The 24397-nt window shown below is 62.8% G+C and carries 20 protein-coding genes; 12 read left to right on the forward strand and 8 right to left on the reverse strand.

Annotated elements, in window-relative coordinates; all coding sequences use genetic code 11:
• The first annotated feature begins 33 nt into the window (after nt 1-33).
• The 5 genes from AC3WOY_RS12935 to AC3WOY_RS12955 all read left to right on the forward strand — a co-directional run bounded on the left by AC3WOY_RS12935 (nt 34) and on the right by AC3WOY_RS12955 (nt 6774).
• The gene (locus AC3WOY_RS12935; protein WP_492424353.1) at nt 34-1890 is read left to right on the forward strand and encodes a phosphoenolpyruvate carboxykinase (GTP); all 1857 of its coding nucleotides are present in this window, start codon (nt 34-36) and stop codon (nt 1888-1890) included.
• Between the two features lie 320 nt (nt 1891-2210).
• Nucleotides 2211-2504: a GYD domain-containing protein gene (locus AC3WOY_RS12940; protein ID WP_492424355.1), complete on the forward strand. Its 294-nt coding sequence runs from the start codon at nt 2211-2213 to the stop codon at nt 2502-2504.
• 490 nt (nt 2505-2994) lie between these two features.
• Complete coding sequence (locus AC3WOY_RS12945; RefSeq protein WP_492424357.1) at nt 2995-5190, forward strand: DUF1631 family protein; 2196 nt, start codon at nt 2995-2997, stop codon at nt 5188-5190.
• Between the two features lie 177 nt (nt 5191-5367).
• A complete protein-coding gene (locus AC3WOY_RS12950) occupies nt 5368-6276 on the forward strand; it encodes an NHL repeat-containing protein (RefSeq protein ID WP_492424359.1) in 909 nt (302 codons plus the stop codon).
• Nucleotides 6277-6408: 132 nt separating this feature from the next.
• On the forward strand, nt 6409-6774 hold the full coding sequence (locus AC3WOY_RS12955; RefSeq protein ID WP_492424361.1) for a hypothetical protein: 366 nt from the start codon (nt 6409-6411) through the stop codon (nt 6772-6774).
• Here AC3WOY_RS12955 and AC3WOY_RS12960 read toward each other — a convergent pair.
• Nucleotides 6748-7410 carry a 1-acyl-sn-glycerol-3-phosphate acyltransferase gene (locus AC3WOY_RS12960; protein ID WP_492424363.1) on the reverse strand — a complete coding sequence of 221 codons (663 nt, stop codon included), beginning with the start codon at nt 7408-7410 and terminating at the stop codon, nt 6748-6750. The genes AC3WOY_RS12955 and AC3WOY_RS12960 overlap by 27 nt on opposite strands.
• Nucleotides 7411-7543: 133 nt before the next feature.
• Between AC3WOY_RS12960 and AC3WOY_RS12965 the strand changes: the two genes are divergently transcribed.
• A complete protein-coding gene (locus AC3WOY_RS12965; RefSeq protein WP_492424365.1) occupies nt 7544-8461 on the forward strand; it encodes a DUF808 domain-containing protein in 918 nt (305 codons plus the stop codon).
• A 2-nt stretch (nt 8462-8463) separates the two neighbouring features.
• Here AC3WOY_RS12965 and AC3WOY_RS12970 read toward each other — a convergent pair whose 3' ends face one another.
• A complete protein-coding gene (locus AC3WOY_RS12970; protein WP_492429291.1) occupies nt 8464-9048 on the reverse strand; it encodes a phospholipase D family nuclease in 585 nt (194 codons plus the stop codon).
• Between the two features lie 393 nt (nt 9049-9441).
• On the opposite strand from AC3WOY_RS12970, the gene AC3WOY_RS12975 reads away from it, so the two are divergent.
• Nucleotides 9442-11502, forward strand: coding sequence for a sensor histidine kinase (locus tag AC3WOY_RS12975; RefSeq protein WP_492424367.1), 2061 nt, complete (start codon nt 9442-9444; stop codon nt 11500-11502).
• Nucleotides 11503-11509: 7 nt separating this feature from the next.
• Here the strand turns inward: AC3WOY_RS12975 and AC3WOY_RS12980 are convergent, their stop codons facing one another.
• The 3 genes from AC3WOY_RS12980 to AC3WOY_RS12990 all read right to left on the reverse strand — a co-directional run bounded on the left by AC3WOY_RS12980 (nt 11510) and on the right by AC3WOY_RS12990 (nt 15327).
• Nucleotides 11510-13450, reverse strand: coding sequence for a TRAP transporter large permease (locus AC3WOY_RS12980; protein WP_492424369.1), 1941 nt, complete (start codon nt 13448-13450; stop codon nt 11510-11512).
• The gene (locus tag AC3WOY_RS12985; RefSeq protein ID WP_492424371.1) at nt 13447-14073 is read right to left on the reverse strand and encodes a TRAP transporter small permease subunit; all 627 of its coding nucleotides are present in this window, start codon (nt 14071-14073) and stop codon (nt 13447-13449) included. The genes AC3WOY_RS12980 and AC3WOY_RS12985 overlap by 4 nt, the downstream gene beginning before the upstream one ends.
• A gap of 105 nt (nt 14074-14178) precedes the next feature.
• Nucleotides 14179-15327, reverse strand: coding sequence for a TRAP transporter substrate-binding protein (locus AC3WOY_RS12990; RefSeq protein ID WP_492424373.1), 1149 nt, complete (start codon nt 15325-15327; stop codon nt 14179-14181).
• 229 nt (nt 15328-15556) lie between these two features.
• On the opposite strand from AC3WOY_RS12990, the gene AC3WOY_RS12995 reads away from it, so the two are divergent.
• Nucleotides 15557-15700: a hypothetical protein gene (locus AC3WOY_RS12995; RefSeq protein WP_492424375.1), complete on the forward strand. Its 144-nt coding sequence runs from the start codon at nt 15557-15559 to the stop codon at nt 15698-15700.
• A 94-nt stretch (nt 15701-15794) separates the two neighbouring features.
• Entirely contained in the window at nt 15795-16838 is a 1044-nt protein-coding gene (locus AC3WOY_RS13000) for a threonine ammonia-lyase (protein ID WP_492424377.1), read from the forward strand.
• Here AC3WOY_RS13000 and AC3WOY_RS13005 read toward each other — a convergent pair.
• Entirely contained in the window at nt 16801-18474 is a 1674-nt protein-coding gene (locus AC3WOY_RS13005; RefSeq protein ID WP_492424379.1) for a methyl-accepting chemotaxis protein, read from the reverse strand. The genes AC3WOY_RS13000 and AC3WOY_RS13005 overlap by 38 nt on opposite strands.
• Before the next feature lie 339 nt (nt 18475-18813).
• Between AC3WOY_RS13005 and AC3WOY_RS13010 the strand changes: the two genes are divergently transcribed.
• The 3 genes from AC3WOY_RS13010 to AC3WOY_RS13020 all read left to right on the forward strand — a co-directional run bounded on the left by AC3WOY_RS13010 (nt 18814) and on the right by AC3WOY_RS13020 (nt 20802).
• Nucleotides 18814-19380 carry an NnrU family protein gene (locus AC3WOY_RS13010; protein ID WP_492424381.1) on the forward strand — a complete coding sequence of 189 codons (567 nt, stop codon included), beginning with the start codon at nt 18814-18816 and terminating at the stop codon, nt 19378-19380.
• Between the two features lie 86 nt (nt 19381-19466).
• On the forward strand, nt 19467-20384 hold the full coding sequence (locus AC3WOY_RS13015; protein WP_492424383.1) for a lipid kinase: 918 nt from the start codon (nt 19467-19469) through the stop codon (nt 20382-20384).
• The gene (locus AC3WOY_RS13020; RefSeq protein WP_492424385.1) at nt 20368-20802 is read left to right on the forward strand and encodes a PA2169 family four-helix-bundle protein; all 435 of its coding nucleotides are present in this window, start codon (nt 20368-20370) and stop codon (nt 20800-20802) included. The genes AC3WOY_RS13015 and AC3WOY_RS13020 overlap by 17 nt, the downstream gene beginning before the upstream one ends.
• A gap of 7 nt (nt 20803-20809) precedes the next feature.
• Here the strand turns inward: AC3WOY_RS13020 and AC3WOY_RS13025 are convergent, their stop codons facing one another.
• Both AC3WOY_RS13025 and AC3WOY_RS13030 read right to left on the reverse strand, forming a co-directional pair.
• Nucleotides 20810-21949, reverse strand: a complete 1140-nt coding sequence (locus AC3WOY_RS13025; RefSeq protein ID WP_492424387.1) for a GNAT family N-acetyltransferase — start codon at nt 21947-21949, stop codon at nt 20810-20812.
• A 257-nt stretch (nt 21950-22206) separates the two neighbouring features.
• Complete coding sequence (locus tag AC3WOY_RS13030; RefSeq protein ID WP_492424389.1) at nt 22207-24327, reverse strand: putative bifunctional diguanylate cyclase/phosphodiesterase; 2121 nt, start codon at nt 24325-24327, stop codon at nt 22207-22209.
• Nucleotides 24328-24397: the final 70 nt, after the last annotated feature.

The raw sequence follows: 24397 nt of genomic DNA on the forward strand, positions 1-24397 counted from the left end.
AGGTTTCTTTATTGGCATTGGAGGTAGTTTTTTATGAACCAACCCGTTATGGGAGGCATTGCAGCTTTGAATGCACCAACTTACGTCAAGAACCAGAAGCTGATCAACTGGGTCGCCGAAATCGCGGCGCTCACCAAGCCTGAACGCATCACCTGGTGCGACGGCTCCCAGGAAGAATACGATCGGCTGTGCGCGGAAATGGTTGCCGCCGGCACCATGAAGAAGCTGAACGACGCCAAGCGCCCGAACAGCTACCTGGCCTGCTCCGATCCGTCCGACGTGGCGCGTGTCGAAGACCGCACCTTCATTTGCTCTGAAAAAGAGGAAGACGCCGGCCCGACCAACAACTGGATGGCGCCCGCTGAAATGCGCGTGACCCTGAACGGGCTGTTCGACGGCTGCATGCGCGGCCGCACGATGTACGTCGTGCCGTTCTCCATGGGCCCGCTGGGTTCCCCGATCGCCCACATCGGCATCGAACTGTCCGACTCCCCGTACGTCGCCGTCAACATGCGCATCATGACCCGCATGGGCAAGGCCGTGTACGACGTGCTCGGCGCCGACGGCGACTTCGTGCCCTGCGTGCACACCGTCGGCAAGCCGCTGGCCGCCGGCGAGAAGGATGTGCCGTGGCCGTGCAACCAGACCAAGTACATCGTCCACTATCCGGAAACCCGCGAAATCTGGTCCTTCGGCTCCGGCTACGGCGGCAACGCGCTGCTGGGCAAGAAGTGCTTCGCGCTGCGCATCGCATCCACCATGGGTCGCGATCAGGGCTGGCTGGCCGAACACATGCTGATCCTCGGCGTGGAATCCCCGGAAGGCAAGAAGCACTACGTGGCTGCCGCTTTCCCGTCCGCCTGCGGCAAGACCAACTTCGCGATGCTGATCCCGCCGAAGGCTTTCAACGGCTGGAAGGTCACCACCATCGGCGACGACATCGCCTGGATCAAGCCGGGCAAGGATGGCCGCCTGTATGCGATCAATCCGGAAGCCGGCTACTTCGGCGTGGCGCCGGGCACCAATACCGTCACCAACTCCAACTGCATGGCTTCGCTCAACGCGAACACCATCTTCACCAACGTCGCGCTGACCGACGACGGCGATGTGTGGTGGGAAGGCCTGACCAAGGAAGCCCCGGCTCACCTGATCGACTGGCAGGGCAAGGACTGGACGCCGGAAATCGCCAAGGAAACCGGCCGCAAGGCTGCGCACCCGAACGCGCGCTTCACCGTCGCCGCGACCCAGAACCCTGTGATCGACCCGGCATGGGACGATCCGGCCGGCGTGCCGATCTCGGCCTTCATCTTCGGCGGCCGCCGTTCGACCACCGTGCCGCTGGTCACCGAAGCCCGCAACTGGGTGGAAGGCGTCTACATGGCCGCGACCATGGGTTCCGAAACCACCGCTGCGGCCGCAGGCCAGCAGGGCGTGGTGCGCCGCGACCCGTTCGCGATGCTGCCGTTCATGGGTTACAACATGAGCGACTACTTCCAGCACTGGCTGAACATCGGCAAGAAGATCGCCGCCTCGCCAGCCGAACTGCCGAAGATTTTCTGCGTGAACTGGTTCCGCACCGACGAGAACGGCAAGTTCGTGTGGCCGGGATTCGGCGACAACATGCGCGTGCTGAAGTGGATGCTCGACCGCATCGAAGGCACCGCCGGCGGCAACGAGAACATCTTCGGCGTCACGCCGCGTTACGAAGACCTGAAGTGGGACGGCCTGGAATTCACCCAGGCGCAGTTCGACCGCATCACGTCGATCGACAAGGCGGCCTGGGAAGCCGAGCTGAAGCTGCATGCCGAACTGTTCGACAAGCTGAAGTACCATCTGCCGAGCGAGCTGGAATCGACCAAGGCGCAGCTGGAGAAACGTCTGGCGGCTTGACTCCCATGAACATGGGAAACCATCGATTGTGATGGATAGCGGCGCGGCAGGGAAACCTGGCCGCGCTTTTTTATTCGGACAGCAGGTGGCAAGGTCTTCTGGACACTGCCATATTCGCTTCCTATACTAAAATCCACCTCCCCCCATCGCTCCCTGAAGATGCCCTGCGCGGTGCCGGGCGAAAACAGCCCGATCCGCCTACACCCATCAAGAGAAATCGCGCACCCGGTTGTGTGCAACGGGCCGGAGAAAAGGGGCCTACTCCTGCCCGTCATGATTCCCGGCCCCGCCTACCGTCTTTCTTCTGAAAGGAAATGGCCATGGCTACCTACATAGCTCTGACGTCGTTCACTGACCAAGGAATGCGCACCGTCAAGGATACGGTGAAGCGCGCGGATGCGGTGAAAGAAGGGGCAAGCAAATTCGGCGTGAAGGTAAAGGATATTTTCTGGACGCAAGGCCAATACGACCTGATGGTGGTTTTCGAGGCATCCGATGACGCAGCGCTCGCGGCCTTCGGCTTGACGATCGGTGCCGCGGGCAATGTCCGCACACAAACCATGCGGGCCTTCTCCAGGGATGAGATGAACCAGATCATCGGCAAGATGGGCTGATGCAGTTCAACCAAATCACGTCGATTGACAAGGCGGCATGGGAAGCTGAATGATGTTGTATTCCGCGCCGGAATCGACCAAGGCAACGCTGGAGAAGCGTCTGACGGCCCAAACTTCCCGAGCAGGATAAAGCGCGGCTGAAAAACCTGGCCGCGCTTTCTTATTGCGACCTCATCGGAGCACCGGCCAGACTCATGGGTGGCAGCACAGCAACCCGGAAACGATTTTGTTACCGTATGTCAATTGTTGCCTTTAGCCGCTTGCATCCGAATTACCAAAAGGATCGGCACGATTCATAAAATCATGAATTATCGATGTCTCAATAAATAGCACGCACTTACTTCACAACCCTTTCGATGGAATGTTTCTTTACGGAAAGTAACGTTTCCTTACAATTGAGATCTTGCTGTACGGCAATATTGTGCAAGAATGAAGCTGCAGTTTGGTTTACTGGACATACTTTCCCTATATCACTCGATGCGGCAACGCCATGGTCCCCGAAGCTTCACCACCCGATGCGCCCAGCGCAAACCCGATCCCGCCGTCCCTGCGGATTGAGGTGTTGCAGGAGCTCGCGGACGCGGCGGCGAACCTGGCCAACAAGCAGATTGATGGATTCATCACGCGGCTGGCCGATGCGATGGCCGCCGAGGCCAAGTCGTCCGGCGATGCCCAGCAGGCCAAGCTGCTCAACGCCGCGGCCGCCCTTCTCAAGCGCAATCGCTATCCCTTCTATTATGTGATGTCCGAAAGGCTCGGCGCCGCGCTGCATAACGAAGTGCTGGCCGCCGAATATCCCGGCACCGTGCAGGAATCGGCCGCCGTGCCGGCATCGTTGCCGCCCGAACTCGAAGTGGACAAGAAGCTGTGCCTGGTGAAGGCCGCGCGCGCGATCGAAGCCGAGAACAGCACCCGCCTGACAGCGCTCAACATCCGCCTGGCCTCGCTGCTCGGACGCGAGGCGCTGCAAACCGCGCACAATCCTTTCCGCCCCCAGGTCTTCCTGTCAGTGATCCACGAGTCCTGGTGCGAATTCCAGCCGGATGCCAGCGCACACCACCTGGTGTACCGCCTGCTCGGTCCCTCGCTCTGCCTCGACCTGGCGCCCGTGCTGCATGCGCTGAACATGTCGCTGATCAAACGCGGCATCGTGCCGCACCTGCCAGCGTCCGCACTGGTGGCGACGCTGGACGAGGAAAAAAAGTCCTCGCCGGGCCAGGACGAAGCGGCGATGGACCCGGTGACACGTCAGTTGCGCCGCCTGTTCCCCTCGGATGAAAAGAAATCCGCAGGAACGTCCGACCGGGCGCTGACGACGGATTTTCCTTCGCTGTTTGCCGAGGATGCATTGCAGGCGACAGCATCGCGCAACGATCTGATGGGCTTCCTGTCGGCGGTGCAACGCAGCGTCTCGACGCACGCTCCGGCGGCCGGCAAGCCTGCTACACCGTTCTATGTCGAGATCCTCGACCGTATCCGCAAGGATGCGCCGTCCGGCGCGCTGACGGCGACGGACACGAGCGTCATCAACCTGCTCAAGAAAATCTTCGGCATGGTATTCGCCGACGAACATATCGCCGATGAGATGAAGGCGATGATCGGTTCGCTGCAGGTACCCGTGCTGAAGGCCGCCGTGCAGGACAAGGATTTCTTTTTCAAGGCAGGCCATCCGGCACGCCGCGTGGTGGACCTGATGGCCAGGCTTGCCGTCGGCTGGGACTCCCGCAAGGGCGAGGCCGACCCGCTGTACGTCGTCATCCAGCGCAGCGTCAAGCGCATCCAGCAGGAGTCAGAGCAGCGCATGGCGGTCTTCACCGATGTCGCGGCGGAACTGACGGCCTTCATCAAGCGTGACGACACTGCGACCGAGCAGGTGCTGGCGAACTCCATCGGCAACGCGCTGCAGCAGGAAAAGCATGACCAGTGCCTGAAGGCGGCGAAGAACGAGGTCGCCATGCGCGTCGGCACGGGCGAGGTGGTCGCCTTCGTCGAGACCTTCCTCGAAGACAAATGGGTGCGGGTGCTCACGCTTGCGTACGGCGTGAAGGATGAAAAACCGCAGGCCGCGGACAGCGCGATCAGGACCATGGACGACCTGTGCTGGAGCGTGAAGCCGAAGATCACGGCCGCCGAGCGCAAGGAACTGCTGGCCAAACTGCCGCCGATGATAGCCATGCTCAACAAATGGCTGGACCTGATCAAGTGGCACGGCGACGACCGCGAACGCTTCTTCAAGGAGCTGGCCGAATGCCACGCGTCCATCGTGCGCGCGCCGCTGGAGTTGTCGCCCGAGCGCCAGATGCAGATCGCGCTGGCGGTCGCCAAGCAGGCCGCGGAACGCCGTGCGCAGCGCCAGGCGATGCAACAGCCGGAGCCCGAACCGGATCAATTCGACCAGATGGTCGACGCGCTTGAACGCGGCACCTGGATGGAATTCACGCGCAAGGATGGCACGACGATGAAGATCAAGCTGGCCTGGGTCAGCCCGACACGCAGCCTGTACATCTTCTCCACCAAGGACCGGCAGGAGGCGCTCTCGATCTCCGCCGAAGGGCTTGCACAGGCGCTGCGTGAAGAACGCGCGCGCGTGGTGTCCCTCACCGGGCTGGTGAGCCGGGCGCTCGCGTCGGTATTCGGCGCGGACGGTTCGAACGAACCCGCAATGGAAGCGAAGTCAGCAGCATAGCGTGGCGCTGCTTTCCCCACGGCGCGACAGATAACTGGTCGCGCCTCTTTTTTTGTCCTTGCAGGCCACAACCACGCCTGCATCAATCCTCCGGCGTCTTAGAAGCTTTCTTCGCCGGTATTTCCCCAACCGCCGCGCAGCCATAAGATCGCGTTTCCATCCAAGGAGACGCACTCCATGCGCAAGACCCTCGCTACCGCCGTGCTGCTGCTCGCCGCGCTCGCCGCCCGCGCGGAGCCGCTCGTCACGCAGGTCGCGTCCGCGGAGAATGCGATCGAGACCAGCAACCAGCGCCTCTTCGTTTCCTCCGACGGCGCCTTTTACGAACTGAAGTTCGGCAACGCCGGCTGGGACAAGGCGCAGGTGTCCGCCGTGTTTCGCGACGGCGTCAACCGCTCCTGCTATTACCTCGGCATCGCCGAAACCAACGGCCGCGTCTATACCGTCTGCACCACCGACAACCTCAATCCGCTGGCGAAGAAGTACCTGCTGGCACTGGACACGCTGGCGGCTGCACCGCTGCTGCAGGAAGTCGGCGAACTGCAGGGCATTGCGCTGCCCAACGGGCTGGCGGTCGATGGCGCCGGAAACCTCTATGTCGCCGACAGCGGATTGCCGCTGCTGCCGGGCACGATCCAGAAGATCACGCTGGCGAGCGCGTACACGATTTCGACGCAGGCCACCTTCCATCGCTTCCTCGCCTTCAAGCCGAACGGGCTGCGCCATGCGCAGGGCAAGCTGTACGTCACGGTCAATCCGTTCAGTTACATCGGCGTGTCGCAGCTGCTGCGCTACGACCTGCGCGCCGACGGCCTGCACAACGAAACCGCGCTGTACAAATCCGCCGCCTTCCTCGACGACTTCGCGCTGGTGGAAGGCGGCGCGGTGATGGCGGAATTCCTCGGCGGACGCATTACGCATGTGAGCGAGCATGGCACTGAGCTGCACCGAGCCGGATTCTCCCAGCCGACCTCGGTGAACCTGCTGCAGGCGCCTGCCTACGGTGCAGGCAATCTGCTCGTGACAGAACGCGCCAGCGGCAGCGTGCATCGCTTCGTCAATTCCTGGGGCTTGCGGCCGCGTTGAATCTTCTGCATGCCTTTTCCGGCATTCCGATCGCATTTTTCGATAAGTCCGCCATTACACGGCGGCGCGCGGAACTGGCAGGGCATTTGCGCACCTAAGGAAACCGTAATCCGTTTCTTTGGGAGAGATCAGTTGGCGCAGGAAGAAGGCAACAAGAACATCACGCTCGATGACTTGCTGGGACTCGTAGAGTCGGCGGCGCGCACCATCGAGCGCCTGCAGGCGGTGAACGCGTCGCTCATGCAACAGATGCGCGACGCGGAAACTGCCGCGCAACGTGCCGCGGCGGATGCGGAGAGCAAGGCGCGCCAGCTCGACGAGCTGGAGAAAACCGAGGCCGCGCTGCGCGAGGATGCAGAGTGGTGCCGCTGGTTCAAGGAGCGGTATGGCGCGTCGACCTTCTTTTCGCACATCGAGCGCGAATACCAGCAGAGGCATGGCGCGGGCGATCCCGCGCCGCACATTCCGCAGTCAGGCATTGCGCCGGACGCTTCCTGATTGCTGTGCCGGCGCAACCGGTTGTGATCCCTGAGAAAAGACGATCGGCGCGGCGCATTCATGCTTCAGTCCGCGGCAGCTGCGATAGGCTTCGCGGATGCGCGCCAGGTCGGCATCGACATCGCCGCTCAGCGTCGCATAGCTGACCAGCCGCACTTCCTTGGCGGCGTAATCGAAGGTCGCCATGCCGAGCGGCACCCCTGCGGTCAGCGCAATGTGGTAGAAGCCGCTGCGCCATGCGTCGCGGTACTTGCGCGTGCCTTCCGGCGCCAGCGCCAGCCAGTATTCATCGGCCGACCGGATCTGCGCGGCCAGGCGGTCGATTGCACCGGTGCTGGTGCCGCGCTCGATCGGCTCGCCGCCCCAGGCACGGAACAGCGGGCCCAGCAGCGCGCCGCACGCTCCCTTGAACAGCGCTTCCTTTCCCAGCCAGCGGAAACGGATGCCCATCGCCCATTTGGCGAGCAGGCCGATGATGAAATCCCAGTTGGAGGTATGCGGATAAACGATGACCACGCCGCGCGGGCCGGGCAGCGGCGCGAAATTGACGCGCCAGCCGTAGAGGGCAAGCATGCGCACGGCAAAACGCTGCCAGCGCGTGCTCACGTTGGATGAGGTGAGGTAATGATCGGCCATGACGGCCCATTATCCGCCTTTTTGTTACTTGGCGGAAAGGCGCAGTGAACGGCAAGCCACAGTCGTTGTCATGACTGCATGGGTGTATTCATGTTTAAATCTGCAACTTCTGATATTTCCATCGAGGATCCCCATGGCCGGAGCCAGCCTGTTAGCCCTGCTTGACGATATCGCCACCATCCTGGACGACGTGGCCGCGATGACCAAGGTCGCCGCCAAGAAAACCGCCGGCGTGCTGGGCGACGACCTTGCGCTCAATGCGCAGCAGGTATCGGGCGTGCAAGCCGATCGCGAACTGCCCGTGGTGTGGGCGGTGGCCAAGGGCTCGGTGAAGAACAAGGCGATCCTGGTGCCGGCCGCGCTGGCCATCAGCGCCTTCGCGCCGTGGGCGGTCACGCCGCTGTTGATGCTCGGCGGCGCCTTCCTCTGCTACGAGGGATTCGAGAAACTCGCACACAAGTTCCTGCACAGCAAACACGAGGACGACGCGCATCACGCCGAACTCGTCGGCGCGCTTGCCAATCCGGCAGTGGACATGGTCGCGTTCGAAAAGGAAAAGGTGCAGGGCGCGGTGCGCACCGACTTCATCCTGTCGGCGGAAATCATCGTGATCGCGCTCGGCACCGTGGCCGACGCCTCGTTCGCGCAGCGCGTGGCCGTGCTCGTGGGCGTGGCCACGATCATGACCGTCGGCGTGTATGGCCTGGTCGCGGGCATCGTCAAGCTCGACGATGCCGGACTGTACCTGAGCAAGGGCGGCAATGCGCTGCGCCAGGCGGCCGGACGCCTGCTGCTGCGCATCGCGCCCGCGCTGATGAAGACGCTCTCGGTGCTGGGTACGGCGGCGATGTTCATGGTCGGCGGCGGCATCCTTGCGCACGGCATCCCGGCCGTGCATCACCTCATCGAAGGCGCCGCGCACGCGACCGGCGCGCTGGAGCCGGTCACATCGGCGCTGGGCAACGGCGTTGCGGGCGTGATTGCCGGCGGCATCGTGCTCGCGGTCGTGAGCGCCGTGCAGCGCGTCTTCCGCAAGACAGCGCGCTCCTGAATTCAATATCCGGAACGGTAGGCTTTCCCCTCGTCGTAGCGGCTTTGCCAGTGCCGCAGGTAGGACGCCGCAAGCGCGGCGTTGTGCCACACCACGAGCACATTCTCGCTGTTGGACCGCGCGGCCGCCTGCGAGTAGTTGAACGAGCCGGTCTGCACATGCAGGCCATCGCTCACGATGTACTTGTCGTGGTGGATCGCGTATTCGCCGTTGGTGCGCACCGGGATGCCTGCGTTCACCAGCAGGTTGAGCGCAGCCGTTCCCGACTTCGTCGTATTGCCCTTCTCGTCGACGACGACGCGCACATCGACCCCGCGCCGGCCTGCATCCACGAGCGCGCGCACGACCTTCGGTGAGGTGAAGGAATAGGCGGCCAGGCGGATGCTCTTTCCGGATGTATGGATGACCTTGAGTACCAGCCGTTCGGCGCTGCCCTCGGGGGAATAGCCCGCTTCGACCTGCGCGCTTGCCGGTGCGGTATCGGTGCGCGCCTGGATGGCGCGCGAGATTTCATCGACCAGCGTGGGCTGGCGTGCATGGACATCGAGTACGCAGAGGAAGGCCAGCGCGGGAAGCAATTTCATCATCATGGCGATGTGAGTCGCTACCGCCCATAGAGTTCCCCCTGGCAACAACAATCATTTCCATACGCCTGTGCCGTCGAGATGTGGTGACGGCTCCTTCGGGTGCCATCGCAGCGGGACGCCGTGCCGAAGTCGATGAAAAGCAGGCCAGCCCGCCCGTTATGATGGGAAACATCCGCTGTGTGCGCAAGACTTCAGCCGGCTGCAGAGAAACCAATAGTGTCAAATATTTGCAACCAATAATTTCTAATTGGAAAGTTCTTAACGCAAACGTCGCAACATTTTATTGACTCACCTCAATGAAGTGCGAATTCGCAAACTCCCGCTGCATCGCAGCAAAAAATGTACCGTACGATTTCGGACAGCGCCAATAAAAACAACAGTTCGAGGAACAACTTGTCCTGCTCACTCTCGCGAAAACCGGTTTCACTCGCAGCCCTGCTTGTACTGGGCGCGGGACTCGCGTTTACAGGCATTCTGTCTGTCTGGCTTGCAAAATCCGAAGCGGACCAGCGCCGCAAAGCCTTTGAACAGGCCGCCGACGTAAGGCGGGTAGCCTTCCAGCAGAATTTCGACGATACCCTGCATGGCCTGACGATCGTCAACAGCCTCTTTTCCGGCGGCAAGGAGGTCAACCGGAGTCAATTCCTTGACGTCGCCACGCAACTCGCCGGACTGCATCCCTATGTACAGGTATTTTCTTTCGTACGCATCGACTTCGCCGGCGGCAAGCGCCGCTACTACGTCATCGATCAGGTCGCTCCCGCGCCCGGCAACATGCACGCGCGCGGAATGGATATTTCCTCACTACTGGAAAAAGACGGTGCGATAGAACGCGCACAGGGCATCGGGCTGCCAAGCGCCACGCGCATGTTCGACCTCAGGCCGGAGGCAGGTGGCAAACGCGCGTTCGCTGTGATGATGCCGGTCTACCGGAACGGCGAACGGGACGACACCATTATCGGCTATACCGCCGTCGTCCTGCGTGCACAGGAGTTCGTGGAGAGCGTCATGCGCCGCGCGGCGCCCCTGCATGCTCCCGATATCGATGTCAGCATCTTCGTGGACAACGGAAAGGACGCAGAGCTCGTGTACAGCTCCGGCAAGCAGGGGCCCGTCCGGACCGATGCGCAGGTGGCGCCCGGAAGGCAAGCATCGGGCATCACGCGTCATGTCGATGCAGCCGGCGTACGCTGGCGCATCGTCAGCACGCCCACGCCGGACGCATCGGAGACAGCCTATTCTTCCGCCTGGATGGTCCTGGCGACGGGCGCGTCGTTCAGCATCCTGCTCGCGCTTTACCTGCAGTCCCTGGCCGTCCAGGCCGGGTATCTCGCACGAAGCAATGCATGGCTGACCAGGGATATCGACACGCACAAGCGAATCGAAAGCGCCTTGCGCGCGAGCGAGGAGCGATTCGAGCGTCTCACGCGCATGTCGTCCGACTGGTACTGGGAACAGGATGCCGAATTCCGCTTTACCATGATCAGCGGCGAAACCATCTTCGGCGACACGCCGACGCAAGACCTCATAGGCAAGACCCGAGACGACGTGCCGCTGGAAGTCGATGAGAAGGACTTCGAGGAGCATTTACGTGTGATCAAGTCGCACAAGCCCTTCAGCAATCTTGAATACCGAGTGTGCGACAAGCAGGGCCGCGTGCACTGGATGTCGGTCAGCGGCGAACCGCTGTTCGGCGCAAGCGGGGAATTCATCGGATACCGGGGCACGGGCAGGGACATCACCGCGCGCAAGGAGGTGGAACAGGCGCTCAGGCAATCGCAGACGGAATTGCGCGAACTGGCCGCGCACCAGGCGCGCGTCAAGGAAGACGAGCGCAAGCGGATCGCCCGCGAAATCCACGACGACCTCGGGCAGAACCTGCTCGCCCTGCGCATCGACGTCTCGCTGCTGGAGAATGAAGCGCGGCGGCGCTATCCGGAGATCAATGAAAGCATCCACGGCCTGCTGTCCCAGGTCGACAACGTGGTGCGCTCTGTCCGCGCGATCGTCAATGACCTGCGCCCGCCGGTGCTCGACCTCGGGCTGCAGTCCGCCTTCGAATGGCAGGTGCAGCAGTTCAGGCAGCGCAGCGGCGTGTCATGCACGCTGGCGATCGAGGGCGGCGACCTCGACGGCGTGCTGGACGAGGAAGCGGCGACATCGGTCTTCCGCATCCTGCAGGAATCGTTGACCAACGTCAGCCGGCACGCCTACGCGACGCATGTCGATATCCGGCTGCAGCGCAAGTACGACCGCATCGAGATCGAAATCTCGGACGATGGCGTGGGCGGCTTCCCCGGCAACATGCGCAAGTCGCGCTCCTTCGGCCTGATCGGCATCCGCGAACGCGTCTACACGCTCGGCGGCGAATTCCGCATGGCGAGCGCGCCCGGCAAGGGCACCACGCTCACCATCACGATTCCCGCGGCGGCCACATCCGCCGCCGCCGCGTGAGTACGCGCTACTTGTACAGCAGCTCCGGCAGCCACAGGCCGATCGCCGGGAACATGTACAGCAGGATCAGCGCCAGCACCTGGATCGCCATGAAGGGCAGCATGCCGAGGAAGATCTGGTTCAGCGTCACGTGCGGCGGCGACACCCCCTTGAGGTAGAACGCGGCCATCGCCACCGGCGGCGACAGGAAGGCCGTCTGCAGGTTGAGCGCGACCAGCAGGCCGAAGAACAGCGGATCGACGTTGAAGTGCGCCAGCAGCGGGATGAAGATCGGCATGAAGATCACGATGATCTCGGTCCACTCCAGCGGCCAGCCGAGCAGGAAGATGATGACCTGCGCGAGGATCATGAACTGCAGCGGCGTCATGTCGAGCGACAGCACCCAGTTGTTGATGATTTCCTGCCCGCCCAGCAGCGCGAACGCCGCCGAGAAGATGCTCGATCCGACGAACAGCCAGCACACCATCGCGCTCGTCTTCGCCGTGAGGAAGACCGATTCCTTGAGCACCTCGAAGTTCAGGCGCTTGTAGGCCGCCGCGAGGATCAGGCCGCCGAGCGATCCCATGGCCGCCGCCTCGGTGGGGGTGGCCAGTCCAAACACGATGGCGCCGAGCACCGCCAGGATCAGCATTGCGAGCGGGAAGAAGGAGCCCAGCAGCATCTTGAAGATTTCCAGCCGCGCGAAGCTGAAGATGGCGTAGAACACCACCACGGAGACCAGTCCGATGCCCAGCACGATCCAGTAGGACATGGGCGCCGGCTTCGTTTCCGGAGCCGCTTCCGCACCGACGTCGGTTTTGGCCGCCGGCGCGGTGTCCGCGGGAGCAGCAGGGGCCGGAACGATGGCGGTCGCGCCCTTCTGCTCTTCCGCCGGCGGCTCCTCCAGCCCCCCCTCCGACGGCGGCTCGGCAAGGTCGTTGCCGGAAGGTTCGCTCAGCCCGCCTTCCTCGGCCGCGTCCATGCCTTCGCCCATCTGCACCGCACCGCCGGTGTCCTGTTGTTCCACCGTGGTAACCGCTTGGTACACGAGGCCCATCGCCACGGCAAAGAACAGTGCGGGCAACAGTGTGACAAACAGCTGGCCAAGGAGAGTACCGGTGCTGGCGCCAGTATTGCCGCGCAGTGCGCCGAGGAGTCCTGCGAGCGCATTGTTGCTGCCATTGCGCGAAATCGCCTCCGCCCATGGTGGCAGGGGCACCTTCCTGTCCTCCTCGGGCAGCGGCGGCGCGTAATCGGGTTTCAGTTTCGCAATCAGGATGACGTAGCCGAGATACAGCGTGGCAAGCATGATTCCCGGGAAGAAGGCGCCGGCATAGAGCTTGACGACCGACACTCCCGCCGTTGCGCCATAGACAATAAGCAGCACCGAGGGCGGGATCAGGATGCCGAGGCAGCCGCCCGCGGTAATTGCGCCAGCCGACAGCCTCACGTTGTAGCCGGCCTTGAGCATGGCCGGAAACGCCAGCAGACCCATCAGCGTCACCACCGCGCCGACGATACCGGTGGCGGTGGCGAAGATCGCACAGGTGACGATGGTGGCGACCGCCAGGGAGCCGGGCAAACGCGCCATCGCCAGGTGCAGGCTCTTGAACAGCCGGTCGATCAGGTTGGCGCGTTCCACGAGGTAGCCCATGAACACGAACAGCGGGATCGAGATCAGCACATCGTTGGCCATCACCGCATAGGCGCGCTGCACCATCAGGTCGAGCGTCAATCCAACCGCCTCATTGGGATTGCGGCTGTTGTACGCGAGCCAGGCGAAGAACACACCCATGCCCATCAACGTGAACGCCGTCGGAAAACCGAGCATGATGGCGACCACCACCAGCGCAAGCATCAGCAGGCCGAGGTGGCCGTTGGTCATCTCGGCGGGCGATGGCATGAGGACGAAGACGCTGATGACCACCATGGCCATGATGGTCAGGCCGAACCAGACTTCCTTCCTCATTGCTTGTCCCCTTTCCCGTGGGCGACGAAGGCATCCAGCTTCGCGATGTCCTCGTCCTTCACATGTACCATTTCCTTGAGCTTGTCGACATCGACTTCCTCGACGTCCTGCTCGCGTACCGGCCACTCGCCCGCACGCAGGCAGGCGATGCAGCGCACGATCTCGACCAGGCCCTGCGCCAGCAACAGGGCGCCGGCGATCGGGATCACGGTCTTGAACGGATAGAGCGGCGGACCGTTGGCGGTGAGCGTGGAATGCTCATTGATGGCCCACGACTCGGCGGCATAGGTGTAACCCGCCCAGACCAGCGCGGCAATGCCGGGAATGAAGAAGAGGATGTAGAGCAGCAGGTCGAGCGCCGCCTGCAGGCGCGGCGGAAAGAAGCCGTACAGCACGTCGCCCCGCACATGGCCATCCTTGGCCAGGGTATAGGCGCCGGCCATCATGAAGACGGTGCCGTACATCATGATCATCAGGTCGAAGGACCAGGCGTTCGGTGTGTTGAGCGCGTAACGCGAGAACACTTCCCATGAAACCTGCAAGGTGAGGGCCAGGATGAGCCAGGCGAAGGCCTGCCCCACCCAGGTGCTCACCCTGTCGACGAAGAACAGGAGCTTTTGCATGGTCGGAACCTCGTGGGGCGGCGGCCCTTGCACAAAGGCCGCCGCGACATTCAAAAAAAACACCATCCGGATGCGGGATGGTGTTTCCTTCACATTGCGCTACGATCAACCTTTCTTCGCCGGCTGTTTCTTGCCGAAGTAGTGGTTGTAAGCCATGCGCCGCGGATTGTTGGTATCCATGTCCCACTTCACCGCGCGCTCCGCAAAAGCGCGCATCGAGGCTTCCACTTCCTTGAACAGCGGATTGCCCTCGCCCTTCTTCGCCACCACTTCGTCCCACACGGTCAGCTGCTCCTGCAGGAAGGTGTCCGGCGTCTTGTAGAACTTCACGCCGTGCTTGGTCTGCAGCTCGCGGTAGTCGGTGGAATAGCGGTCGACCGCCTTCCACGACATGTCGGCCGAGGCGGATTCGACCGCATTTTCGATGATCGCCTTCAGCTTGGCCGGCAGGGCATTGAACTTGGTCTTGTTGAAGGTGATCTCGAATTGTTCCGAACTCTGGTGGAAGCTCTGCAGCATGCAGACCTTGGACACGTCCGGAAAGCCGAGGATGCGGTCGGAGGTGGCGTTGTTGAACTCGGCGCCGTCGAGCAGGCCGCGGTCCATCGCCGGCACGATCTCGCCGCCGGGCAGGGCGTTCACCGCCGCGCCCATGGAGGTGAACAGGTCGATCGCCAGGCCGTTGGTACGGAACTTCAGGCCCTTGAAATCGGCGGGCTTGGTGATCGGCTTCTTGAACCAGCCCAGCGGCTGCGTCGGCATCGGGCCGTACAGGAAAGAGACGACGTTGGCGCCGATCGAATCGTAGAGCTTGGCCAGCAACTCCTTGCCGCCGCCGTACTTGTGCCATGCCAGCACCATGTTGGCATCCATGCCGAAGGCGGGACCGGAGGTCCACAACGCGATCGCCGCCTGCTTGCCGTAGTTGTAGCCCATCACGCCATGGCCGCCGTCGAGCGTGCCCTTGGACACTGCGTCGAGCAGGCCGAAGGCCGGCACCACCGCGCCTGCCGGCAGCACCTCGATCTTGAGTTCGCCGCCGGACATGTCATTGACCTTCTTGGCGAAATCGTTCGCGTATTCGTGGAAGATGTCCTTGGCGGGCCAGGTGCTCTGGAAGCGGAACTGGGTCGGCGCCTGCGCGGTCGCTACCGCGGGAAAGGCGAGCGCAGTCGCGGTACCGGCGGCCGCCTTGCCGAGGAAGCCGCGGCGGGAAGATTGGACCTGGGGATGCGTTTTGCCAGTCTTTTTCATGGTGTGTCTCCTGTATAGGTTTTGTAATACCTGATCATTGTCGTCCGGGGGATTTCAACGGGACTTGAGAACGAGCAATAGGACGAACTCGCAAAGGATGCTCCGTCGGGCCGCAGAAGTGCAAGCCGCAACGCAACATGAAAATAGGGCTAAAATGACCGGTTCCCTCTCATGATTCACTGTATGCCGGATGCTTGCCAGCGCAAGCCTTTTTCGGCATGATCGCCGGATGCACACGCCACAGCCCTTCGCTTCGACACGCTTCTCCCGCTCCGCCTCCGGCGCGGGCACGGTTGCGTTCGGCGGCATGGCAGGCGGCGTGCGTCCCGCTCTCCTCTCCATTTCGATCATTCGAATTATCAAGGGTCGCTGAGCTGCGGCTTTGCCGGTGCCTGGCGCCCCCCTGCGAACCATCTCGCGCGTCGCCCGCTGACGCACCGCATTCGAATCCGCATTGGAGAACACACATGTCGACCCTCACGACGAGCCCGGCCTCGGGCTCCTATCCGTCCATGCATGACGTCGTGGACACCGCTCACCGCCTGAAAGGCAAGGTCCTGCGCACGCCGGTATGGCGCTGGCAGACCGGCGCCGTCAAGGAAATCTTTGGCGACGACACCGAAGTCTGGCTCAAGCTCGAACTGTTCCAGAAGACCGGCACCTTCAAGGTGCGCGGCGCGCTCAACAGCATGGATGCGCTCGACGAAGACGCGCGGCGGCGCGGTGTCGTCGCGGTCAGCGCCGGCAACCATGCGATTGCCGTTGCCTGGGCGGCAAGATCAAACGGCGTGCATGCGAAGGTGGTAATGCCGCGCCATGCCAGTCCGGCCCGTGTCGAGGCCTGCAGGGAATATGGCGCGGAAGTAATCCTGATGCCCGACGTGCACCAGGCGTTCAGCCATGGACTGGAAATCGAGGAAGCGGAAGGCCGCACCATGGTCCATCCCTACGACGGGCCGCTCGTCGCGCAAGGAACGGCCACCGTCGGGCTGGAGCTTGTGGAGCAGGTGCCGGACCTCGATGCGGTGCTGGTGCCTGTGGGCGGAGGCGGCTTGCTGGCCGGCATCGCCGCCGCGGTGAAGCAACGCCTGCCCGGCTGCGCAGTCTATGGCGTGGAGCCCGAAGGAGCGGATGCGATGAACCGCAGTTTCGAGTCCGGCAGGCCGGAGCAGCTGGAGCACGTCGACAGCGTCGCCGACAGCCTGGGGGCGCCGTATGCGATGGACTACAGCTTTGGCGTCTGCCGGCGTTTCGCGGATGGCATGGTGCGCGTGGCGGACGACGATATCTGCGCCGCCATGGCCCATCTCTATCGCGACGTCAAACTGGTCGCCGAGCCTGCCGCCGCCACGGCGGCGGCAGGCCTGTTCGGGCCGCTGCGGGAGTCCTTGCGCGGCAAGCGGGTGGCGCTCATCGTGTGCGGATCGAACATCGACCTGCCACGGTTTTCGGAACTGCTGTTGCGCGGCCTGGCTAAAACTCCTCCCACTCCCCTCCCGCAGCAACATTGAGCGGGCGCTTCGCCTGCGGAGCGGGAACGGACGAACCGACAACGGCAAGGCGGGGGGCATTCGCAGGCGCAGGCTGTGCGGCGACAGTTTGCGCCGTATCGAGCTTGAACGTCGTCACGGAGTCGGAGAGATGCATGGACTGGTCGTGCATGGCTTGCGAGGCGGCTGCGGCCTGCTCGACCAATGCCGCGTTCTGCTGGGTCGCCTGGTCCATGTGGGCGATGGTCTGGTTGATCTGTTCGATGCCCGCGGTCTGCTCCCGCGTGGCCGCGGTGATCTCGCCCATGATGTCGGTCACGCGCTTGACGCTCTCCACGATCTCGTTCATGGTCGCGCCGGCCTCGTCGACCAGGCGCGCGCCGGTGCCGACCTTGTCGACGGAATCGTCGATCAACACCTTGATCTCTTTCGCCGCGGCAGCGGAACGCTGGGCGAGGCTGCGCACCTCCGCCGCCACCACGGCAAAGCCGCGTCCCTGTTCGCCCGCCCGCGCCGCTTCCACGGCGGCATTCAGCGCAAGAATATTGGTCTGGAAGGCGATGCCGTCGATCACGCCGATGATATCGACGATCTTCTTCGAGGATGCGTTGATCGAGCCCATGGTATCGACTACCTGGGCCACGACATGGCCGCCGCGCATGGCGACTTCGGATGCGGAGAGCGCGAGCTGGTCCGCCTGGCGCGCATTGTCGGCATTCTGCTTGACCGTCGAGGTCAGTTCTTCCATCGAGGACGCGGTTTCCTGGAGCGATCCTGCCTGCCGTTCGGTGCGCGTCGACAGGTCGCGATTGCCAGCCGCGATTTCGCTGGAGGCGCTCTGGATAGCATCGGTGCCGCTGCGCACACGCGTCACGATGTCGGCGAGGCCATCCTTCATGTTTTTCAATGCCTGCATCAGCCGTCCGGTCTCGTCGCGCGCATGCACTTCCACGCGTTGCGTGAGGTCCCCGGCGGCAATGCCGTCGGCTATCTTCACGGCCTCGTTCAGGGGCCCCAGGATGGACCGGATCAGCCAGGCACCGATGAAGGCTGCGAGCAGCAAACCGCCGAGCAGGGCCGCGGCGCAGGTCACCCGCACCAGGTTGTATGTCGACTGCGATGACTCGAAGTCGCTTTTTGCTACATCCAGCTGGAACCGGATGAGCGCGTTGATCCGGTCCCGCACCGGCACGAACAATGTCTCCATCTTGCCGTGCAGCAGTTCCTGCGCCTGCTGCGTGTCCCGCGCGCGCAGGGCCTGCACGGCCGGCACAAGTCCGTCGGCGACGAATTGCTTGCGCGCGACGGCGAACTCCTCGGCAAGCCGGCGTTCCTCAGGCATGAGATACGTTTTCATGTAGGCATCCCAGGTCTGGCTGACGTCGCGGATGTTGGCATCGACTTCATCCATCAGCATGCGCGCTTCATCCGGGTCGTCCGAGACGGCCTTGGCGACCAGGAGCTGGTTCAGGATCAGTTTGCGCACGATCTGGTCGAGCTGCCCGAGCGCAACGAGCCGGTCTTCATACAGCGACTGCATGGCGCTGTTAGCCTGGCCGAGCGCGCCGATGCCGATGGCGGCGCCGACAATCAGTTGAAAAGAGAGGAACCCAAGGACAAAAATGAGACGGGACTTGATGGTGATGTTCTTCAGCATGAGGAGCCCTTTTTAAAAGGGCGCGCACCGCCTGAGTGAGTCGCCGCTGGACGTAAAAATGCGGCAGGTGACGGGCAACGCCGGATTCTTTTTCTTGTTTCGCCCGCTGCCGGGGTGAGGACGGCAACGTATCGCAGGAGCCTTGTGAGCCGGGCAGAATGCTACTTTTGGTATCTTTCAATGAATTTGACCCAAATCAAATTATTCAAGGTCGCGGTTTCGTCCTAGGCAAAATGCAGCGTTTGTCCTACACGAGCCGCCCTGCTTGCGCCAAGTCACACAAGGTTCGGCCATACCGATTACGCTGTGGCCTGCAGTCTGTCCACTCAGGGAGGGTTTATGGAATTGCTGGTTCTGGGACTTGTGCTGTTCCTCGGCATTCATCTGCTGCCGGTGCTGACCGGTATGCGCAATGTGCTTTTCGCGCGAATGGGCGAAAAGGGCTACAAGGGAATGTTCTCCATCGTGTCGGCGCTGGGACTGGTGCTGATCGTCATCGGCTACGCGCGGGCGCCTTCCGAACCGCGGCTGTTCAATCCTGTGCCCGCGGCCATCCTGGCTGCGCCGCTGGCGATGATTGTCAGTTTCGTGCTGCTGGCGTCGGCCAACATGCGCACGCATATCCGCCGCACACTGAAGCACCCGATGCTGATCGGCGTCGGCCTGTGGGCGGCGGTGCATCTGCTGGCCAATGGCGAAACGAAGGCGACGCTGCTCTTCGGCGCCTTCCTCGCCTATGTCGTCATCGATCTGGTCTCCGCGACGCAACGGCACGCCGTGAAGAACTTCGCGCCCGTCGCCAGGCAGGACGCGATGGCCATCGGCGCCGCGATCGTGCTGGCGCTGCTGGTCATGGCATTCCACCGCTACCTGTTCGGCGTGCCGGCGGTGCACTGGGGCCTTTGATCCGAGGCAATTGCGCTTCGGAACAGAGGAACCGCTCCTCCCTCGCAAGGTCTTAGAAGGTGGCAAGTTTGTGATCGGGAGAGGCTGTGCCCAAGCGCGCGTTACTCATCATCAACCGCAAAAGCCGCAACGGGACTTCTGACCTCCAAACCATCGTCGAGCGCCTGAAGCAGGGCGGCGTGGATGTCCTGCCGTGGGCGCTGGACAGGCCTGAGCAGATTCCGGAAATGATCCGGCGCCATGCCGCGGACGTCGATCTTGCCGTCATCGGCGGCGGCGACGGTTCGCTCAATGCGGCGGCGCCCGCGCTGATCGAGACACGCCTGCCGCTGGGCGTGCTGCCGATGGGCACCGCGAACGACCTCGCACGCACCCTGCAGATTCCCGTCGACATCGGCCAGGCCAGCGACATCATCGCGGGCGGCCTGCTGCACAGAATCGACCTGGGCCGCGTCAACGACCGCTACTTTTTCAATGCCGCGCACATCGGACTCGGCGTCCATGCGCAGGAACACCTCTCGCCCGACCTGAAGCGCCGCTGGGGCGTGTTCGGCTATGCACGCAGCCTGTTCAAGGCGATCTCGTCGTTTCGTCCCTTCCATGCCGATATCGTGTGCGACGGACGGCGCAAGCGGGTACGTTCGCTCCAGATCTCGGTGGGCAACGGCAGGCACTACGGCGGCGGCATGACGATTTCGGAGGAGGCGAGCATCGACGACCGGCTGTTTTTCCTCTACAGCATCGAGCCGCTCAGCGTCTGGGAACTGGTGAAGTACGCGCCCGCGTTCCGGGCCGGCAGGTTCGAAAACTACCATCCGGTCGATATCGAACGGGGCCGCAGCATCCGCATCACAACCAGCAGGACGATGCGTGTCAGCGCGGACGGCGAGGTTGTATCGCGCACGCCTGTCACGTTCGACATGATCGCCGGCGCCATCAAGGTAGTCGTGCCGCCGGCCTATCTGGAAAGCAGGAAGGAGGAAGTTCATGTTGCTCAGGGATGAACGGCAGATGTCTGTCAATGCCGTGGAAAAGCTTTGTTTCGAAACCGCCGGCCACTACGAAGCCGCCGCGTCGGAGCTGGGCGACGATCGCCTGGCGGAGGTCTTCACGACGCTGGCGGACGAACGGCAACACCTGGCCGCCGAACTGGCCGTGCAGATCCACGCCATCGACGACCTGCCGCAACAGCCCGACCCCGACCGGGAAGCCATCGCGCACATGCTGTCGGGGATCAAGGCGCTGCTGTCCGGGGACATGCGTGCGTCGCTGGTGGCCGATTGCGAACGCGGCGAGGAAGCGCTGGTGTCGGCCATCCATGCCGCGCTGCGGCAGGACCTGCCGGTCGACATGCAGGGGGTGCTGCAGCGCGTCCTTGCGCATGCAGAAAGGGCGCAGCGGGAACTGGCAGCCGCGCATTGAAGATTGACTAGGGCTTGACGACGCCCGTTCCGCGTACAAGGCGCCACAGCCGTGTAACCAGGCGTCCGCCCAGGCTGTCGCGCCGCCGCATCTGCCGCACCCAGATGCGCGTACGCCGCACCACGGCATGCCAGACATGTTGCATCACCAGTTTTCCATACAACACCATATGCAGCCAGGAGCGGTACGCCACGATGTCGTCGAGGTCGCGCTGCACGCCGAGCAGGCGCGATTTGTATGCATCCTGTCCCCACAGGAAGTGATACTCGCCGCCGCCGCGGGCGATGCACTCGCAGATGGTCAGGTAGCAGCACAACGTGCCGAGGCGGTAGTCGTCATAGGCGGGGTCGTGCGCCAGCGTTTCGAGGAAGTAGTTGCTGCCGGCGCGGTAATTGATTGATCCGGCGCAGATGCGGCCGTCGATCATGATGACGCCGACCAGGCCGCACTCTTGCACGAGCTGCACGATACGCCGCGTGACGTCCTCGTCGTTGATCGACTCCTTGCCCTTGATCGCCATGCGCAGGCGGTTGAGGTCGATGATGTGCCGGACCTGCTGCTCCTCGATCTCGCCCGGACCGAGGACGCGGAATTCATACGAGGGAAAATCGCGCTTGAGCTTGTTCGTGTAGCGATGAATGTAGCTGCGCGTGGAACGGCCGAGGCTGGCCGTGTAGTTCTCCGCGCTGCTGGGGAGCGTGAGCACCATGTCTTCCAGGCAGTTGAATCGCTGGCAGGGCATGGGAACATCCACCAGGTTCGCCCGCACCGCATGGAAGGATATGACGTCGACCCTGGGATACCTGCCGAAGATGGTGCCGGCAAAGCGCAGCAGGTCATCCTGGTCCACGCGGATGCCTTCATTGATCACCCGCACCGTGTTGCGATGCCGCCGGAACAGCCAGGCGCAAACGATGTTCTTGCCGTCTCGCACCACGTAGGTGCTGGCGTTGTCGGCGCCGCCGAACGCGCGGTAGTACGCCAGTGATGAAAACAGGTTTCCGTACAACCTTTCCAGCACAGGGCCGACGAAAGCCGGCACATCGTTTTCGTAGCACTGGATGGTGACATCCGACCACGGTGCGATATGGATGGCCACCGTATTGTTCGATGACTTTTCGATAGATTGTTCTTGTTTTCTGCTCATCGCATTCATTCCCTTGATCGATCGGATTCGCGCCGCGTTCCTTGGCGTGTCTTGTCCTCGCTTTGATCGGTACGCCATCAAGAGTTCAGTGCGCGCATGCGCCACTGCGCATGCTTTTTGTGTGAACGCAAACGGGACGCGCCGTGGCGCCATGCCGTCGATCGGACGCGTGCTATCTTGGGAATGAATGGGGGGATCGCGCGCATTGGATGCATGTTTCCCGCTGCGCAGGAAAACGCTCCAATCCTAGGGAAAAATCAACTTCCCTCTTTCGCCTGCAACCAGGCCTGGGCAAAAGCCTCGAAGGGCATCGGCCTGCCGAAGTGGAAACCCTGCACTTCGTCGCAGCCGTTCTCCAGAAGAAAACGGTGCTGCGCTTCCGCTTCCACACCTTCGGCCACCACACGCAGATTGAGAATGTGCGCCAGCGAGATCACCGCCTTGACGATGGCGGCATCGTCCTGGTTGGTCACGATGTCGCTGACGAAGGAGCGGTCGATCTTGAGCGTATCGACCGGGAATCGCTTGAGGTAGTTCAGGCTCGAATAGCCGGTGCCGAAATCGTCGATCGAAATCTTCACGCCCAGCTCCTTGAGCTTCTTCAAGATGACAAGCGACTTGTCGACGTCGCGCATGACGACCGTCTCGGTGATCTCCAGTTCCAGGTAGTGCGGCGCGAGGCCGCTCTCCCGCAACACTTCCGCGACCAGGTCGACGATATCCTCGCGCATCAGCTGCCGCGGAGACAGGTTGACGGAAATCGGGATCGGCGCGTAGCCGGCCTGCTGCCAGGAGATGTTCTGCGCGCACGCGGTGCGCAGCACCCACGCGCCGATCTCGATGATCAGTCCGCTTTCTTCCGCCAGCGGAATGAAGGATCCCGGTGGCACCATGCCACGCGCGGGACTGCACCAGCGGATGAGTGCCTCGGCGCCGACCAGTTCTCCGGTGGCGAGATGGATCTTCGGCTGGTACTGCAGCACAAATTCATTGTTGGCCACCGCATGGCGCAGGCTGGTAAGCAACTCCAGCCGCTGCGTCGCATGCATGTTCATCTCGGCGGCAAAATATTCGAAGTTGTTGCGCCCGAGTTCCTTGGCCTTGTACATGGCGGAATCCGCATTGCGCAATAGCGTCTCGGCATCATGCCCGTCGGAAGGGAAGACGCTGACGCCGATGCTGCAGGTGACGTGCAGCGCGAGTTCGTTGACCTGCGACGGTTCGGCGACGACGGCGATGATGCGACGGATGGTGTCGGTCACCGCCTGCAGGTTCTTCTGGTTGGAGAGCACGATCACGAATTCGTCGCCACCCTGGCGCGCCACGGTATCGGTGGCGCGCATGCAGGACTTGAGCCGCGTGGCGACCACCTTGAGCAGTTCGTCCCCGACCTGGTGGCCGAGGCTGTCGTTGATGAACTTGAAATGGTCGAGGTCGATGAATGCCACCGCGGCGATGTCGCCATTGCGTTGCGCCTGGCGGATCGCCTGCTCGAGGCGATCGGACAGCAGGTTGCGGTTGGGCAGGCCGGTCAGCGCGTCGTGTGTGGCCTGATGGCGGATCTTGGCCTCGTAGACCTTACGCTCGGTGATCTCGACGACGGTGCCTTCATAGAACAGGATGCTGCCGCCCGGCCCGCGCACGGCGCGCGCATTCTCGGAAATCCAGATCACGTTGCCGTTGCGCTGGCGTACCTGCGATTCGAAGTTGAGGACCTGGCCGTTCTCGCTCATTAGGCGCAGGAATTCGGCGCGCCGGCCGGGATCGACGTAGAGCTGGTGATCGATGTCGCGCAGCGTCTCGATCATCTCCACGGGCGAGCCGTAGCCGTACATGCGCGCCAGCGCCGGATTGACGGCGAGGTAGCCCTTGTCGGGCGTGGACTGGAAGATGCCTTCGACGGCGTTCTCGAAAATGCTGCGGTAACGCCGCTCCGCCTCATGCAGCGCCTGCTCGGCTTCGTGCCGCTGTGTGATGTCCTGCACGAACCCTTCGAGCGCGATGCACACGCCGCTGGCGTTGCGGATGCCGGTGCCGTGCTCCCATACCCAGCGCTCGGTTCCGTCGGCGCGCACGATGCGGTATTCGATGCTGTAGCGGCGGTTGTACTGCAGGGCGCGGTAGATCGCATTGCGCACCATGATGCGTTCGTCCGGATGCACCAGTTCGCCGAAATGCACCGTGCCGTCCATGAACGCGTGCACGCCGTGGCCGGTCAGCGCCTTGCATCCGGCGCTGACGAATTCGATGCTCCATGCGACATCGACACGGCAACGGTAGATCATCCCTTCGAAGTGGGCGAGCAGGTCGTTGAGCATGGCCGGTCCGCCGGCCGGACATTCCGGCCGCGAAAACATGGCGATCGCAACGTGGGACATGGTTCTTCCTTTGGCTGAGCATTTCTGCAATGCAATAACGATGCCAAGGAGTTATGCCCCAGGATGAGGC

The sequence above is a fragment of the Noviherbaspirillum sp. FW303-A3 genome (genome assembly GCF_058788695.1).